18 protein-coding genes and 1 riboswitch are annotated in these 15,643 nt (G+C 47.2%); of the genes, 6 read left to right on the top strand and 12 right to left on the bottom strand.

Annotation, left to right across the window (positions count from 1 at the left end):
- Positions 1-26: 26 nt before the first annotated feature.
- The 3 genes from C7R94_RS16500 to C7R94_RS16490 form a co-directional block, all read right to left on the bottom strand.
- Positions 27-824, bottom strand: a complete 798-nt coding sequence (locus tag C7R94_RS16500) for an alpha/beta hydrolase (protein WP_106782941.1) — start codon at positions 822-824, stop codon at positions 27-29.
- A 111-nt stretch (positions 825-935) separates the two neighbouring features.
- Positions 936-1,235: a DUF3055 domain-containing protein gene (locus C7R94_RS16495; protein WP_106782938.1), complete on the bottom strand. Its 300-nt coding sequence runs from the start codon at positions 1,233-1,235 to the stop codon at positions 936-938.
- A 78-nt stretch (positions 1,236-1,313) separates the two neighbouring features.
- Positions 1,314-1,862: a MarR family winged helix-turn-helix transcriptional regulator gene (locus tag C7R94_RS16490; RefSeq protein ID WP_007723208.1), complete on the bottom strand. Its 549-nt coding sequence runs from the start codon at positions 1,860-1,862 to the stop codon at positions 1,314-1,316.
- Between the two features lie 181 nt (positions 1,863-2,043).
- On the opposite strand from C7R94_RS16490, the gene C7R94_RS16485 reads away from it, so the two are divergent.
- Positions 2,044-2,472 carry a DUF1885 family protein gene (locus C7R94_RS16485; protein WP_047068419.1) on the top strand — a complete coding sequence of 143 codons (429 nt, stop codon included), beginning with the start codon at positions 2,044-2,046 and terminating at the stop codon, positions 2,470-2,472.
- Between the two features lie 112 nt (positions 2,473-2,584).
- Positions 2,585-3,223: a glycoside hydrolase family 73 protein gene (locus C7R94_RS16480; protein WP_106782935.1), complete on the top strand. Its 639-nt coding sequence runs from the start codon at positions 2,585-2,587 to the stop codon at positions 3,221-3,223.
- 112 nt (positions 3,224-3,335) lie between these two features.
- Here C7R94_RS16480 and C7R94_RS16475 read toward each other — a convergent pair whose 3' ends face one another.
- The 5 genes from C7R94_RS16475 to dapD form a co-directional block, all read right to left on the bottom strand.
- A complete protein-coding gene (locus C7R94_RS16475) occupies positions 3,336-3,698 on the bottom strand; it encodes a DUF4912 domain-containing protein (protein ID WP_007723202.1) in 363 nt (120 codons plus the stop codon).
- Between the two features lie 112 nt (positions 3,699-3,810).
- Positions 3,811-4,410, bottom strand: coding sequence for a hypothetical protein (locus tag C7R94_RS16470; protein WP_047068421.1), 600 nt, complete (start codon positions 4,408-4,410; stop codon positions 3,811-3,813).
- Between the two features lie 270 nt (positions 4,411-4,680).
- A complete protein-coding gene (locus tag C7R94_RS16465; RefSeq protein ID WP_106782933.1) occupies positions 4,681-5,814 on the bottom strand; it encodes an N-acetyldiaminopimelate deacetylase in 1,134 nt (377 codons plus the stop codon).
- Positions 5,815-5,817: 3 nt separating this feature from the next.
- Positions 5,818-7,023, bottom strand: a complete 1,206-nt coding sequence (locus C7R94_RS16460) for an aspartate aminotransferase family protein (RefSeq protein WP_106782931.1) — start codon at positions 7,021-7,023, stop codon at positions 5,818-5,820.
- 14 nt (positions 7,024-7,037) lie between these two features.
- Complete coding sequence (gene dapD, locus C7R94_RS16455; protein WP_007723196.1) at positions 7,038-7,748, bottom strand: 2,3,4,5-tetrahydropyridine-2,6-dicarboxylate N-acetyltransferase; 711 nt, start codon at positions 7,746-7,748, stop codon at positions 7,038-7,040.
- 91 nt (positions 7,749-7,839) lie between these two features.
- A riboswitch (Lysine riboswitch) is annotated at positions 7,840-8,029 on the bottom strand.
- A gap of 141 nt (positions 8,030-8,170) precedes the next feature.
- Between dapD and C7R94_RS16450 the strand changes: the two genes are divergently transcribed.
- Positions 8,171-8,611 carry a flavodoxin gene (locus tag C7R94_RS16450; RefSeq protein WP_007723194.1) on the top strand — a complete coding sequence of 147 codons (441 nt, stop codon included), beginning with the start codon at positions 8,171-8,173 and terminating at the stop codon, positions 8,609-8,611.
- A gap of 68 nt (positions 8,612-8,679) precedes the next feature.
- Positions 8,680-9,228 carry a GNAT family N-acetyltransferase gene (locus tag C7R94_RS16445; protein WP_106782929.1) on the top strand — a complete coding sequence of 183 codons (549 nt, stop codon included), beginning with the start codon at positions 8,680-8,682 and terminating at the stop codon, positions 9,226-9,228.
- Here the strand turns inward: C7R94_RS16445 and C7R94_RS16440 are convergent.
- From C7R94_RS16440 to C7R94_RS16430, 3 genes are read right to left on the bottom strand one after another with little or no spacing between them, the layout of a single operon-like run.
- The gene (locus tag C7R94_RS16440) at positions 9,203-10,057 is read right to left on the bottom strand and encodes an EcsC family protein (RefSeq protein ID WP_106783227.1); all 855 of its coding nucleotides are present in this window, start codon (positions 10,055-10,057) and stop codon (positions 9,203-9,205) included. The two genes, C7R94_RS16445 and C7R94_RS16440, sit on opposite strands and share 26 nt — an antisense overlap.
- A 14-nt stretch (positions 10,058-10,071) precedes the next feature.
- Positions 10,072-10,266, bottom strand: a complete 195-nt coding sequence (locus tag C7R94_RS16435; RefSeq protein ID WP_233220580.1) for a hypothetical protein — start codon at positions 10,264-10,266, stop codon at positions 10,072-10,074.
- A gap of 60 nt (positions 10,267-10,326) precedes the next feature.
- Positions 10,327-12,369 carry a hypothetical protein gene (locus C7R94_RS16430; RefSeq protein ID WP_106782925.1) on the bottom strand — a complete coding sequence of 681 codons (2,043 nt, stop codon included), beginning with the start codon at positions 12,367-12,369 and terminating at the stop codon, positions 10,327-10,329.
- A gap of 189 nt (positions 12,370-12,558) precedes the next feature.
- Here C7R94_RS16430 and C7R94_RS16425 point away from each other — a divergent pair, with 189 nt between their 5' ends.
- Together C7R94_RS16425 and C7R94_RS16420 are read left to right on the top strand one after the other, a co-directional pair.
- Positions 12,559-13,359 (top strand): class I SAM-dependent methyltransferase, encoded by an 801-nt coding sequence (locus C7R94_RS16425; protein WP_106782922.1) that lies wholly within the window; start codon positions 12,559-12,561, stop codon positions 13,357-13,359.
- Positions 13,356-14,021, top strand: a complete 666-nt coding sequence (locus tag C7R94_RS16420; RefSeq protein ID WP_106782919.1) for a hypothetical protein — start codon at positions 13,356-13,358, stop codon at positions 14,019-14,021. The genes C7R94_RS16425 and C7R94_RS16420 overlap by 4 nt, the downstream gene beginning before the upstream one ends.
- 99 nt (positions 14,022-14,120) lie before the next feature.
- On the opposite strand, the gene C7R94_RS16415 is transcribed toward C7R94_RS16420, so the two are convergent.
- Positions 14,121-15,638 carry an efflux RND transporter periplasmic adaptor subunit gene (locus C7R94_RS16415; protein WP_106782916.1) on the bottom strand — a complete coding sequence of 506 codons (1,518 nt, stop codon included), beginning with the start codon at positions 15,636-15,638 and terminating at the stop codon, positions 14,121-14,123.
- Positions 15,639-15,643 lie beyond the last annotated feature (5 nt).

Below are 15,643 nucleotides of genomic sequence, written 5' to 3'. Positions count from 1 at the left end.
CATTTGTTGATAATTAGTATGTCACATTAAATCGAAGGATCGTCATTTAACCAGGTCACGATTTTTTGCAAGACTTCTTCCTTTTCAGGCTCGTTTAAAATTTCGTGCCGCAAGCCTGCGTATCGTTCGAAGGTTTGTCTGCCTGAAAGGCCCGCTGTAAACTGCTCCACAGCATCCGCATCAACCAAAGAATCAGCACCAGCCTGCAAAACAAGGAAAGGATGCTTGATTCGATTTCTTTCTTCCCACGCCTTTTCCATAGAGCGGTTCAATTCCGTGAACCATCTGACACTTACCTTGGAATAATTGAGCGGATCGTTTTGATAGGCAGCCTGAACAGCTTCGTCACGCGATACCATGTCGGGAGTGATTCCATTCGGCATGACAAGTGTTGGCCAGACCCGATCGAGAAACTGTGCCAATTGCTCCTTCCAAGCCGGTACAGTCAGTTTCAATTTTAAGCATGGAGATGTGAGAATGACCCCTGCTAACTCTTTACTCCGCTCATCCGTTTGAATATAGCGAGTCGCAATGAGCCCCCCCAGGCTATGCCCCATTAAAAATACAGGCTTCTCTCCGGACGCATCGGCAAGAGCGGTACTCGTCCACTCACGCACGCGGGACAAATAATCTTCGAATGATTGAATATGCCCCCGTCTCCCAGGAGAGCGCCCCCATCCCGGCAAATCTTCCGCATATACGTCCCAGCCTGCCTGATTAAGATAAGCCGCTACATGCTCATAACGCCCATGATGCTCTCCCGTTCCATGGACGAGAACAATCGCTCCCCGTGAATCTTTGGCCGACCATTTATGTACACCCATTCTCCTTTGTTCCTCCTACTACCTGATTTCTTTCGATTATACTAAAAAACGGCAGGACTTATTTTACAAAACAAAACCAAAACGAGCAGAAGATAAACTTCTGCTCGTTACTTAATACTGATTTTCTTCAAATGGAATGGATGGTAAATGCTCCTGGAAAAACTCGGCAAGCGCGGCTGCCTCGTTTTCCGAATCCAGCCTGAAAATTTTTTGCAGGTATCCTGGATTCACCGCATCTTCTGAACTGAGAAGAGTCGATTGCCCTGTCTGCATACAGATCACCAACGGCTTCCCATAAAACTTGTGTGTAAATACCATGCCAAAGTCGTAGCGTGTTCCCTCTGAAATAAAGCCAAGGAAACGTACATTAGCGTTCTCCGAAACGTCGTATAAGTGGTCGTAGTGCTCCATCAGCAATCCCTCCTCAACAGTATTTTGGCCTCCGAATTTCGTGAAATATTCGGATTATTCACTAGTATAATCGAAAAATCACGTTTTTGCCACCCAAACAGCATCATTTACCAAACGTGTTGGGTTAATGACCCTGTCTTCCCCTTCTTGAATCCATCTCACTTTTTCTGCACCATGCAGCGATTGCGCGACAAAGGAGAGACATTCAAAGAACAGTTCAACTACTGCTGTACTGTATCGTTCCTCCATTTTCTCCAATGCATACGTCAATCTAAAAATATCTGGTACACTTCTTCGACTGGCTTCCAATACTTCTTTTCCTTTTTCAGTCGGGTATACGTGAACCACCCGCCCATCCAACTCCGACTTTTCGATCGTCACCATGCCTTTCTCCATTAATTTCTTGATATGAATGACAATCGATGAGGGATGCCAGAAGGTCCAATCTGCAATTTGCGTGACGCGTACACCTTCATAACAATAGATGATCCAGAGAATGTTTAACTGTACGGAGGAATCCAATTCGGCTTCCTTCGCTGCCCGCTCCCAGTCTTCTTTGTTCACCACATCGATGGCGCGCATGGTGTTTAAAGCTTCGAATACGTGTCTAATTGAGGCCTCCTGCATGCGTATATTCCTCCATGATCCTTTATCGTTCATCTAACGGCTATATAAATATGATATATATTTTACACTTTTCAGAAAAAACGCGCAATTGTTTTCGGTCGCCAACTGCTCCATTGCCAAAGAGTGGAAGACAATGCTACACTTAACGCACAGAATACCGGTACTAGGAGTGAGTGCAGTCGTGAAACTTCAATCGGCCTACATCTATTTCGTTGATGGTTCTACCGCAGCATCTGCAAGTATTGACGACGTGAAAGCCAAGTTTACGCGATACGTTGACATGACCTCAAAAACAGGAAAGCAGTTGGGCTGGACCTATGCTGACGCCGCTTTCCCTTACACCCTAGAAGAACGCCCGGAAGGAAAGGACTCTTGGTTCCTTCTCAAAGGAAAAGACCCAAACATGTACAAAGCCATTGTTGTTGGAGTCGGGAGCAAAAATGAAAACGGTTCCGAAAAGCACTACATACAAGTGTCCCTTCCTGAATCAGCGACACACGGCGATAAAAACAAGGCAAATGAGTACTGTCGATACTTGGCACGAGATTATAAAGCGGAGCTCCACCTCTTCAACAAGCGCATTCAATATTTCCAACCTCGAAAGCCATAAAGAAAAAATAGGAAAACAGTCGAGAAATATCGACTGTTTTTTCATGTTTAGGCCTATTTCCCCCGACCTCTTTTTTTCATACGAATAACAAAGAGAAAAAAGGGGTGTGCTTATGGAGACGCAAGCGTTTATTCAGTTGATTGCTGACCACGCCAGAAAGTCTTATCCGAACCATCGTATATTCCCCTCCATCATCATAGCGCAGGCGATACTTGAGTCAGGTTGGGGTAATAAAGTACCTGTTGACCCTGCCACTGGGAGATCCTCGTACAACCTCTTTGGAATAAAGGGAACGGGACCTGCCGGCTCTGTCACCATCGAAAGCAAAGAGGTGGAAAACGGAAAGACAGTCACGCGTACTTCCCAGTTCCGCGCTTATGAAAATTACCAGCAATCTATAGAAGACCATGCCCAATTTTTACGCAAGCCCGCTTACAAAAGCGTGCTGGCAGCCTCTACTCCAGCACAAGCCGCTCAGGCTTTAGAAGAAGCCGGGTACGCTACCGATCCTGCGTACGCTGAAAAGCTAACGCACCTCATTCAGGCGTACAACTTGACCCAGTACGATCAATTCGTCCCAGAAGAGCCACAATCGATTCCTCCCTGGAAATTGGAGCTGGGCAATCGTGCGTTACAGGAGGGTTTGCTGACCTCGCCTGAATGGCTAAATAAGTTAGAGGAACCAATGCCAGTATGGGCTGTTTTAGCGGTGACCCTGCGACTGTTGGACAAACAACGAGAGAAGCCATGAGTTCATCAATAAAAATCAAAAGCCCCATTGCCACAAGCAAATCTCGTGGGTAATGGGGCTGTTTCGTATAAAAATGCAGTTGCCTCAGTCGTACGTTGCTTGAGCACGTTGATCAAATCATTTGAGACCTGGACAGCGAATAAAACCTTCCGTCCACCATCCGAATTCCCAGATCGACGCAATATTCCAATCCTTGCGTCACTCCGTACAAAATCCATTCGGAAGAACGGTGGTTGATATCAAAATCAGTGTAAAGGTCAGTGCCATCATTTCGGATCTCTTTGCGGTACGTCACATCAAAAAGGCGTAGGACAAAAGGCAGTTCAGCAAATGGAATAGCAAACTTTCGCTCTATTTCTTGCTCGAACTCCTTCGTCATGCTCCACTCTGCCTGAATGGATTGCTCATCTTTCCAGGCAATGCGTATACTCGGGCCTTCTACATCTGTGGACGATCGCGGGGGATTTGTCTCCATTCGCTCCCATCGTTCCTTTCTTTCATGTACTTGCTATTACCAAGTATATTGGCTTTTCCGTATATTATAGCATGGGGACATGCAAAGTGGAAACGCATCCAAGCTATTATTTTTAACGCCCAACTGTAAATGTATTTTCACCGACGGTTACATAAGAAGTGAATTTCTCTGATTTCATTTGAACTTGTACTTTATAAGTGCCGTATGCTTCGAGTTTCGTAGATACAAAAGGCTCAGAAAAATAGAAGCTGTTTGCATTTTGTGTAGAGTATTTCCATTCTTTCCCTTTAGACACTTCTTTGCCGTCCGGTCCGATCAACACGAGTTGCATGCGCAAGTCTTTGGCTACAGGCGCGTCATCAACCTCTACGAATACGTTAAACGTACGAGGTACATTTTTATCGCTGTATCCTTTGACAGGGTTGCTGAAAACGACATTTTTATTGCGGGTCTGCTGAATCCCTTCGACCACAATAATATTTACATTTGGCTTAATCACTTGCAATTTGCCAGATTGCTGATCGTAATCGGCGAAACCACCGAGCTTGTTCACTATTGATTCTACCGATTCAGCCTTGGATGCTGGCATTTCACTCGCTACGGTTTCCGCACCGAAAAATACGCGCATCGCACCCTCTCCCAGCGCAGTAGTGCTCCCCACCCCTGCTGCTACAGTCAACGCCAACAAGGCCGATAACCATGCTTTTTTCATGTCAATAATCCTCCTGTATGTGTGCGCGGCAGCGCTTGTTTTTCCGGAATTTCTTCTCCCTAGTTTATACGTTTGGAAAAGGAAATAGTTGTGCTGCCCTGATAAGTTTTTTCAACACTATCCACATTATCCACAAGCACAAATACCTTAGGAAGAAAGACTTATGCACAGAGTTGTTAGTAACTACTTCTTACTCTTGACGAGAATATTGTGAATGACACAGAAAAAAGAGCGGCTATCCAGCCACTCTCTTTTTGCTCCTGACACCTGCTACTCCTGTTGCGAAAGCCATGTAAAATACCGGGAGACCAGTCGAATGGCAACCTCGATCGCCTCTTCGTTCGGCTCAATTTTGGAATGGTGCAAGCCGTATGGCGTTTGCACACCCAGCCAAAACAAAAAGCCGGGAATTTCTTTCAAAAAGTAACCGAAGTCTTCTCCAGTCATGGCTTCCTTGCAGGTGATGAGTGTTACCTCTTCACATTGCTCCTGTACCCATTGCATGAAATCTGTCGTTAGCTGCTCCTCGTTGTAAACCTGGCAGTAGCCAACCCCGTAGTCAATTGTTGCCTGGCAATCAAAGCCTATTTCCACTCCCTTTACGAGAGATTCAATGCGGCTTTTGACGAGTGCCATCGATTCCATCGAAAAAGTTCGGATGGTCCCTTCTAGCCTGGATTTCTCCGCAATGATGTTCTGCTTCGTCCCGCTCTCCAGCTTGCCAATCGTTACGACGGCTGAATCCAATGGATCCATATTGCGTGAAATAATCGATTGAAGCTGTGTCACAAGGTGGCTTCCTGCAACCACCATGTCATTCGCCTTGTGGGGGAAGGCTGCATGCCCCCCTTTGCCAACCAAATCAATGTACAACTCAGAAGTGTTGGCAAATAAAATTCCTGGCTTCGTCGCAATATGACCAACTGGATATTCGGGCGCGATATGCAGGGCAAAAATGCAGTCCGGTCGCCACCCTGCAAACTCTTCACTTTCCATCATCGGCTCAGCACCGCCAGGACCTTCTTCTGCCGGCTGGAAGAGGAACAGCAAATCATCTGCAATTGGATGCTCGGTAAAATGCGTCAGGAGGCCAAGAGCGATTGCCATATGCATGTCATGCCCGCAAGCATGCATGTATCCTTCATGAAGCGAGCGAAACGGATAGGACGTTTCCTCTACGATCGGCAGGCCATCCATATCCGTCCGCCAGGCAATTAATCGTTTTGGCTTTGTTCCTGCCAACTTGACCAAAATGCCTGTCCGCCACGTTTTGATCTCAATTCGCTCCTGAGGCAGCTTTTTCAAATAATCAAGCAAGTATTGTTGCGTTTTCACTTCAGCGAAGCCTGGCTCCGGTATTTGGTGCAGGTCTCGGCGAATTTGTGTAAACAAGGAAGTCGTCATGGTCTACGCCTCCTTTGTTCTTGCAGTTAATTGCTCCTCAAACACAGCAAGGAAACGGTCCACATCGTCTTTTGTCAACGTTAGTGGCGGAAGCAGACGAACAATCGTTTTCTGCGTCACGTCAACGAGAATTCCTTCGTCAAGCAATGCTTGCTGCAAGCGGCTAACCTCTTCCGGGGTGGAAGAGAGCGGGATTCCAACCATCAAGCCTTTTCCGCGAAGGGATTGCAGCTGATCTGGGAGACGCGTTCGCAACTCTTCCAAGCCCGACCACAGATACGCAATCACTTCTTCTACGTGAGCGATGAAGGCTGGATCAAGCAATTCGTCTAACACGACATTCCCCAGGGCAGCAGACAGTGGCGATGGTGCGAATGTCGTTCCGTGATCCCCTGGCTTGAACTGGTTCATCAGCTTTGGACCAGCGATGACACCGCCGAGTGGAAGCCCTCCCCCTATGCCTTTTGCGAAAAGGATAAGGTCTGGCGTTACGCCTGCATGCTCATAAGCAAACAGCTTTCCTGTTCTGCCCATTCCTGTCTGGATCTCGTCCATGACAAAGAGCATGCCTTCTTGTTCACAGATCGCAGCTACCTCTCGCAAGAACGCTTCCGTTAGCGGCACGACACCGCCGGAACCCAAGACTGGCTCCATCAGGACCGCAGCAGGTCTTGCTTCCTGGCAAATCGCTCGCAATCCTTCCGTATCCTCCACATCCAGTTCATAAACAGGAAAAGCCGGCTGAGGAAAGTCCTGATAGACGTGAGCCTGCCTCGTCAGACGTACTGCTCCGAGTGTTCGCCCATGAAAGCTGTTGCGTAATACAACGATGCCTTCACGATCTGCTCCCTCGTTTTTCGTCCATTTGTGAATCAGCTTGATCGCAGACTCAGTGGCCTCAGCACCAGAGTTAGTGAAAAACACCTTACCGCTAATACTGTTCGCAACCAAACGCTCGGCTAAACGAATAGCCGGCTTGTTTAAAAATACATTGGAAATATGCAAGAAGCGCTCTCCCTGCTCACGCAGAGCCTGTACAATGCGCGGATGAGAATGCCCCAGAACGTTTACCGCGAGTCCAGTAAACAAGTCGAGATAACTCTTCCCGTTCGTATCGTACAAGTAATTTCCTTCGCCTTTATCTATGGCAATCGGAAGTCTTTTGTAAGAGGAGACGATATATTGTTCATCGAGCGAACGCCAGTCCATTTGCACTCTCTCCCTTACAGCTGACGTAGCTCCTGCTTGATCTCTGTCTTGGAACGAGTTTTTTCATCAATTTGCTTGATCACGCGTGCAGGCGTTCCCGCAACTACCACGTAAGGAGGCACATCTTCAATGACGACAGCACCTGCTGCAACGACAGCACCTTTTCCTACACGTACACCTTCCAGAATGACAGCATTTGCTCCGATGACAACATCGTCCTCGACAACAACTGGCTGTGCAGATGGCGGCTCGATAACGCCCGCGATAACTGATCCCGCGCCGATGTGGCAGTTTTTCCCGATGGTTCCACGTCCACCTACTACAACATTCATGTCGATCATCGTACCTTCACCGATAACTGCACCAATGTTAATGGAAGCACCCATCATGATGACCGCGTTGTTACCAATTGTCACTTGGTCACGAATAATTGCGCCTGGCTCAATACGGGCTTGAATCCCTTTTGTATCCAGCAATGGAATAGCGGAGTTGCGGCGGTCGCTTTCTACTACATAATCTTCAATTTTGTCTGCGTTAGCAGCGAGCACTGGCTCAATCTCTTTCCACTCACCAAAAACAACACCAGTAGGACCCGTAATGAAGGCTTTGGAGCTCGCACCGAAGTCGATTCCCTCCAGGTTCCCTTTCACATATACCTTCACCGGTGTTTTCTTTTCGCTTTTTTGAATAAACGCGATAATTTCGTTAGCATCCATCATGTTCACAGTTACATCCTCCTCAAAATAACAGCATGGTAAATCAAAAAAAGCAATGAGTGCATTCGCTATCTCATTGCTCTTGATACTACATAAGCAAATCATAAATAGCGCTCCACAAAAAGACGTACGGTCCATTGTGACAGGATGTTCATTTTTCATGAGACACCCCAGCCTGTGCTACGTAGGGGCATAGCATAAGCTTCGGCGCTTTAGCCTTTCTTCCTTCTCCTGCCCCCTGGCAGATTGCGAAAAGACTTACTCTTCTTCGGCGCACCTCTATTTTAGTGTACATTATTATAATTTTATTTAACTCTACCAAAATCAATGAAACGTGGCAATAAGAAAAAAGTTATTGACAACGATTCTCATTTTCATTATTTTATTTATTGAGAATGATACTCATTATCTAATTGGAGGGTTTACGTTTTATGAGCATTTTGATGGTTTACGCGAGCATGACAGGGAATACACAGGAAATTGCTGAAGCAATTGCAGAAGGTATTCGTTCCACTGGTGCTGAGCTGGAGATAAAAGAAGTGATGGATGCAAACGCAAAAGAACTCGAAGCTTACGACGGAATCTTGCTTGGCGCCTACACATGGGGCGATGGCGAACTGCCAGACGAATGCCTGGATTTTTATGAGGAAATGGACGATATTGACCTCAGCGGGAAAAAGGTCGTTGCTTTTGGCTCTTGCGACTCCGCTTACGAGCATGTCGGTGCAGCTGTTGATATTTTGCTGAAAAAGGCGAGCGAGCGCGGCGCGGAAACTCCTCTGGAAGGCTTGAAAATCGAGCTTTCTCCTACTGCAAAAGAAGTGGAAACTTGCAAAGCATTTGGGGTATCGTTTGCTGAATTGCTCGGCTAATTGATGTTTCCCAAATACTCTGGCACATGCTATACTATCAATCCAACTTTTTAAGGGGGATTGATCTCATGTCACTGCATACGGACGAGATTTTCTTACGGCCTCTCCACCAACAAGACGCAGCCGAGCTCCTGGAGCTTCGGCTGCGTAATCATGACTTTCTCCAACCCTTTGAACCGATCCGCCCCGCTTCATTTCTGACCCTCCCAGCACAGCAAGAACAGATTTTGCAAGCGCAGAATGATTTTGAACGTGGCACCGCCTATGCTTTCGGCGTATTCTCCCGAGAATCTGGAAAGATGGTTGGGCGGGTAGCGTTGTCGAATGTCGCACGCGGCGCATGGCAAAATGCAACGATTGGCTACTTCATGGATCAAGCCTGCAATGGCAAAGGCTATACGACATCAGCCGTAAATCTTGCCCTTCGCTTTGCTTTAACGGAGGCTGGACTGCATAGGGTGCAAGCTGCTGTTATGCCTCGCAACCAAGCATCTATTCGCGTCTTGGAAAAAAACCGTTTTCGCCTGGAAGGGCTTTCGTTACGCTATTTGCAAATTAACGGTGTATGGGAGGACCATCTCATTTATGCTCTTACGGCTGAGGAGTGGTCTTTGTAATCTCCTCGCTCTTTTCGCTCTCGCGAAGCCGCTCAAGGATGCGTCGTTTGCGGTACAGCATCATTCCCGCTTCGGCGACATCCTGTACGGTTGAGCGGTTCAAATACGCCCCGAACAAAATACCTGCAATCGGCACCATTTGAAATAATTTTTTCCACCCATAGTTTTCTGTGTACGTTACCACGACTTCACGCCATCCCTGCAATTGCGCCATGACTTCTCTCTGCGCACCTGGATCATCAAAGCGGGAGAGTTCCGCGAGTATCGCTTTTTTCCCTACAATGTCTGATGAAGCAAACTGCAAGCATTTGACGACAAACAGCCGCTCCCTCTTCTCTTCAGGTCGATAGCCATAGGCAAGAGCCATCTCTTGTAATACTTTTAGGGATGTCCCCATCAATAGCGGAATATCGATCGCGAGGGTAAAAATCCCTCCGAAGCCAGTCGTCGCACCTTGGACCGTGGCAAAATTCGCCCGTGAATCCTTTAACTCCATTGCGACATCATTCATGATCGTAAGCGGTACAGCAGTAATCTCCTCTTTCCCAATATCAGAAGTGCCCTGTCCCTCTAACCGTTTGCCAAACCGCTTGTATATCGGTTCATCCTGCACCAAATAGGTTCCACCTGTCTCAAGAAAGGCTGCCATTTCGTCTACGGCTTTTCCCAGCTTTTCCTGAACGAATGCAGGCGTAATCCGATCCAACAAAACAAAAGGGAGTCTGCCAAGCTTTTCCCAGAACCACAAATCGTTCTGGTCCTTCTCCCAAGCCTCCACTTCATGTAATGCCGTAACCAATGTCTCCCTAGACTCCTTCAAACCCAACAACCTCCCTGGTGCTCTCACTCAGATTCTCCTCGCTTCCACTGACATTGGTTGCGTAAGATGGACTTGATATAGTCCTGCAACTCTTCTGACGTGGCGTGACAGACGAATTCTTTTTTATTTCTTACGATCCCCAGCTTCAAATGTTTCACTTGCTCTCCTTCGATCCGAAAGCCGAACTTTTCCAAGATCGCCTTCTGCTCATTTGTCACAGGACTTCCTCCCCTTGTAGTCGAAACCCCCCATGCCAAAATGCAAGGGGGGTTTCCTATCTACTTCACTTCAATTGTAATCGTCAATGTTTCATTGCGCTCATTTTCATCGGTTTTCTTCGTGGACTTTCTTTTGGAGTTGATAACCGTGCAGGTCTTATTGCTGAGCGTATTCGTTACCTTGATCTTGTATTCCCCAGGCTTATCCGTATCGATGTACCTTTTCAGATTCAGTGATTCAAGCCCCTCGCCATCGTCGCCATCATCTTTGCTAGGCTTGATGCTGGCGATCTCTTCTTCCCCGAAAAAGATCTCGATCCGATTTTCTGAGGAAATGGTACCGTTACTGTGCTTCCGACTGGCACCCATACCAATTTCTCCATGTTTCCATTCAAATTTCGGCATATAATAGGACTTCTTTTCGCTCTTATCCCTGATCTTTTTGGAACCGACAAGCTCAGCATGAGTAGCGATCAGCCTTAAGTCTTCCCATTCTTCGAGATCATCGCCTGCGTTCACGGTAATCTTTTGTCCGTCCCGGTATTCCTTGCCGCTCTCGCTTCGAAGAATAAGTGGCGAACTTGGCGGAGCTACACCTGTATCATCCGGCTCACATGTCGGATACGTCTTAATTGGAGACGAATCTTCTATCACCTGAACGTAGCCGCACCATACTTGCGCCGGGTCTCTTTTGCTATAGTAGTTGACTTTGTATCGACCTGGCTTGTAGCCGGACAACAGCAATGCCGTATGATCCCAACTCAATTTGCTCTCGTCGGCAATGACGTTATCGATCGCCCATACACCCGGCCCCTCATCATCATCCACTTCACTTCCATATTTGATGTGATCGGCAGCAGTTGCCAGCCAGATCACATGAACAGGATTCTGATACAGCTTGATTGTATTATCAGAGGAATACAGGTTCATCTTTTCTACCATCGGTGTTGATTGTTCGTTCTGCTTCATCAACACATCCATCGTGACATTTCCATTAGCAGGGCCGCAGGCATTTGGTGCACCTGGTATTTGTATTTGAACCGTTGTCGCCGAAGTATCGCCCCACAAAGACGATGTCTCTTTTTGCCCCGAAACAGGCTCAAAGGTAACAGCGATTGTGATTCCGGCCAGTCTCTCAGGAATGTCCACCTCAAAATGTTGCGCATCTGTCAAGGTTTGTCCTGTTCCGTTCACCGACCATCTTCCTGGGATTGGCGAAAACAATGGCACCTTCCCTGGTGCTGCTGGAGCTGTTATTTTCTGATCTTGCGTCAGCTTTTGACCGCTTGCATCCGTTCCCATATACAGCTCTGCAACGCCTACTTGAATCGTCGTCATCCAAGATGACATGGCTGTATCATCTGGAACAAAGAGGAGCTCATACTGCCCCGTCAACAATGTCCCCGTCGAAAATACGGTCGCAGGAACAGACCTCATCTCTGCACTCGTGGACTTATTTGTTAATTTCCATGTGCCCGGTACAGAACTGGCAAAGTCGTGTGAACCCATCATACCAAAAATCGCCGTTTGCCCGCCACTTGGTACTGGTTCTCCCTCTGCCTTTTCCCCATTGAATATGCTCGGGTAATTTTTGGCCTCTACGATAAATCGGACATGCAATGTGCTGCTTTTCCCTATGGCATCCGTCACAATAAAGGTCAAGGTATGCGAGCCAGCAGACAGCTTTTGTGCTGGAATGGTAAACCGAGGTACCTGCCATTTGAAAGAAGTCTGTGACGAGGTATTTTCGGCTTGATACTCCGACAACTCTACGCCATCCAATAAAACTTGCTTCCGATTGAGGTTAGTGCCGGTTCCATAAGTGGTCTGTATCATATCAATATCAAGTGGTGTCTCGGGAGGAAGAATAAACTCATCGTTCTTCACCCAGTTCCAACCATTTGAATCCAGTCCGGCAACCTGATAATCGTTAAAGATAACCATATCGTGAACAGGCTGCTGCCGGAGTGGCTTAGATACTTGGCTGTTTTTTTTCATGGATGCTGTTGCCCCGGCCCCCATGGCTGGCGGTACTGAAACACCTGATAAAAAGGTGCCCGTTGCCAAACACACTAGAAGTGCTTTTACAACCCATTTTTTCACGAATTGTCCTCCTATTTCTCCTTACAATTTTTCAACTGTGATCATTCGACAAAAACAGCGAAATATCCTTTGCGATCGTAAAGCTTTTTCACGCCCTAGATATAGTTAATAGCTATCCGGTTTATAATTTATATAGATTTGACTTATACCTTCCCAGTCGGTAAAAATGGACAAAGGGAGGCGATTCAAATGGTTCAAACCAATCAATGGAATGCCGGGCTATACGACGCCAAAATGAATTTCGTTTCTGAATACGGCAAAGGGTTAGTGGACTGGCTACAGCCGGCTCCTGGGGAAAGCATTCTTGACTTAGGCTGTGGAACAGGTGACCTGTGTGCTCAACTATCGCGTACAGGAGCAAATGTGACAGGAATCGACTTTTCTGCCGCCATGATTGAGGCTGCTCGCCAAAAATATCCGCAGTTTGCCTTTGAAGTAGCCGATGCGCATACGTACCGTACAGATGTCAGCTACGACGCTGTCTTTTCCAATGCCGCACTCCACTGGATGAAACGTCCTGCAAAAGTCATTGAAACCATTTGGCTGGCTCTTGCGCCTGGAGGACGCTTTGTCGCCGAATTTGGAGGACAAGGCAATTGCGGACAAATCACCAAGGCATTACGGACTGTATTGGCACGAAAAGGAATATCTGCTGATGAACGCTCGCCTTGGTATTTTCCCAGTATTGGAGAGTACACGATTCTTTTGGAAAAGCAAGGCTTCCACGTTGTCCTTGCCTCCCATTTTGATCGTCCGACCGTCATGGCTGATGGGGATCTGGGGCTTTCGCATTGGCTGAATTCTTTTTGCAGTCCATTTTTTGAGGGACTGTCCTCAGATGAAATTCAGCAAGTATGTAGGGAAGTCGCTGACATACTGCGTCCTGCTCTGTTTCAAGAGGGGCACTGGGTGCTCGATTACAAGCGTATTCGCGTCCTTGCCCATAAGAAATCAGAAAAAGATACTCTACATGAGGGAGCTGCACGATGACCCGTATTGCCTGTCTCCATGGACATCATTCGAATATTCCCCTTTTTTCAGATGCGTTCGCAGCCTTTGACGTAGAGCTCATTCATTTTGTTGACCCAGGTTTACTCCTGCAAAACGCGGGAGCCTCTATCCTTACCAAGGAACATTCGCATGCCAAATTACGTGAGCAACTAAGCTGGATGCAGAGCTGCGCGGTCGATGCAATCGTGATCACTTGCACGCAGTATGCCGCACTGGTAACACCAGAGGATGAGGCGACTGCCACTGTCCCACTCTTTACAATCGATGGACCTTTTTTTCATGAGCTTGCACGGCATACTCAGCCACAAGTTCTGCTGTTCTCCAATCCTGCTACTGTCCAACCTACGATGGAGCGTCTCGTGAAATACGCCCATTCCCACAACCTTCATCCAGAGATACAAGTATCTCTCGTCGAAAACGCTTTTGCCCTGCTCATGGAAAACAAGCAAGAAGCTTACAGAGAAGCGATAAAAGAAGCCCTGTATCAGCTCCACCAAACGTTTCCAGACCAGCCTATTGCAGTAGCTCAGCTCTCTATGGCACCTGTTGCTGATCAGTTTGCAAAGGAAAACGGCTGTACAATTTCCCATCCTTTACATAGTTTGACGTCGCAAATATCCGTAACGTTACCATTCCTTTGAAAATATTGAAAAGCGTATGCGTGTAAAAAACAGCCCCGTTTGCTCAGGTCTTTGGCCAGTGGCAACGGGGCTGTCGCTATAAACGAATTCGATTGGCTGTTACATGCCTTCGGAGTTGGTCACCAGAACCTCTTCTCCCTCATTCAAGCCGCCTTTGATTTCAATAAAATCATATCCTTCAATCCCGATTTCTACGTCTTTCGGCATTGGATCTCCGGTGCTCGGATCTTTCACCATTACCGTTCCCTGACCCGGCCCCAAGATTTCAACCGCATTGCTTGGCAAGCGCAGGACATTTTGTGCTTGGGCGACGATAATATCGCTGTCTCCCGTCATCCCATGCTTAAACTCAGCCTTGTCTAGCAGTTCCACTTTTACCGCGAAACGAACTTCCTTGTCTTCTTTTTTCCCTTCTTTCGGGAGCTCTACGACTTTGCCTTTAAACGGCTCGGTACCGAATGCATACACGTAAACATCGACATTTTGTCCGATTTTAATCGCGGGAATATCAAGCTCTCCAACGGCTGCCACAAAGTAAACAGAAGTCGTGTCCATAATAATGGCAGCAGGCTCTGATCCTGGAGCTTCGCCTTCTTTTACGCCTAGCTTGGTGATTACACCGCTAATGGGCGCTGTTACTTGGTTCTTTGCAATTTCACGCTTTTTCTGCTCCATGTTCAATAAGGAACTTTTTAGCGCCAGCTCTTTTTCCATCAGCTCCATACCGGACGCTTCCATATCCATTTTGAACAATTGCTGCCCTACTTTGACTACATCGTCCTTTTTCACGTCGACCTTGCCGATTTTCCCGTACGTACCGGCCAAGATTTCCATTTCATCCGGCAACTGAAATTCCTGCTGATTTCGGCTTACATATAAGAGGCCCTTATCATCCGTGAACTGAACCTCACCCATGTCCCCAACATAAATGGCCCCAGGCTTCTTGACCAAAACCTCAACATCGTGAATTCCGCCAATACCTTCTACTTTTTGACCTATTCTATCCACTTTTGTGACAACACCATCCACAAAATACAAGGAAGTTGGAATGAATACCTTCACTTTTTGACCTACACTGAACCGTTCAGACTCGTAGGCGGTAAACTGCCCGACAATTTTCAAATAGTCGGTGTTAGCCAGCTTGACTACTACCTGGTCCGGTCTTACATCTTGCCCTTCTTCCACAAGGACCTCAACCACTTTTCCTTCTTTTGTAGACGTGATCTTGTCTTTCTTTTGTTTAATTTCACTTAGCTCTTTTTTCGCCTTAACAATGTCCAACTCCAGCTTTTGAATTTCCAGTTGCGCATCCGAGCTGTCTATCGTGAACAAGACATCGCCTTTTTTTACAGACTGGCCTTCCTTAACTAGCACTCGTTGCACCTTGCCGCTGAGCTCTGGCTTGACCTCCTCACGCGCCTTTGCTTCCACTGTACCTGCTGAGTTGATCGTCTTCTTAACGTCACCTCGTTCCACGATCGCTGTCGGGAAGGTCGGTTTTTCTTCTGGCTTTTCTTCTGTAACCTCTTCGCCCTTGAAGTACGAGTAGCCGTAATAGCTGCCCCCTCCAAGTACGGCCACGACCGTGGCGATAATGATCCATTTTTTCTTGTTCATCTTAC

It is taken from the genome of Brevibacillus sp. NRRL NRS-603 (genome assembly GCF_003013445.1).
GTDB classification, from domain to species: domain Bacteria; phylum Bacillota; class Bacilli; order Brevibacillales; family Brevibacillaceae; genus Brevibacillus; species Brevibacillus formosus.
Note: the sequence above shows the minus strand (reverse complement) of the source record. Positions and strands in the feature narration are given on the sequence as shown.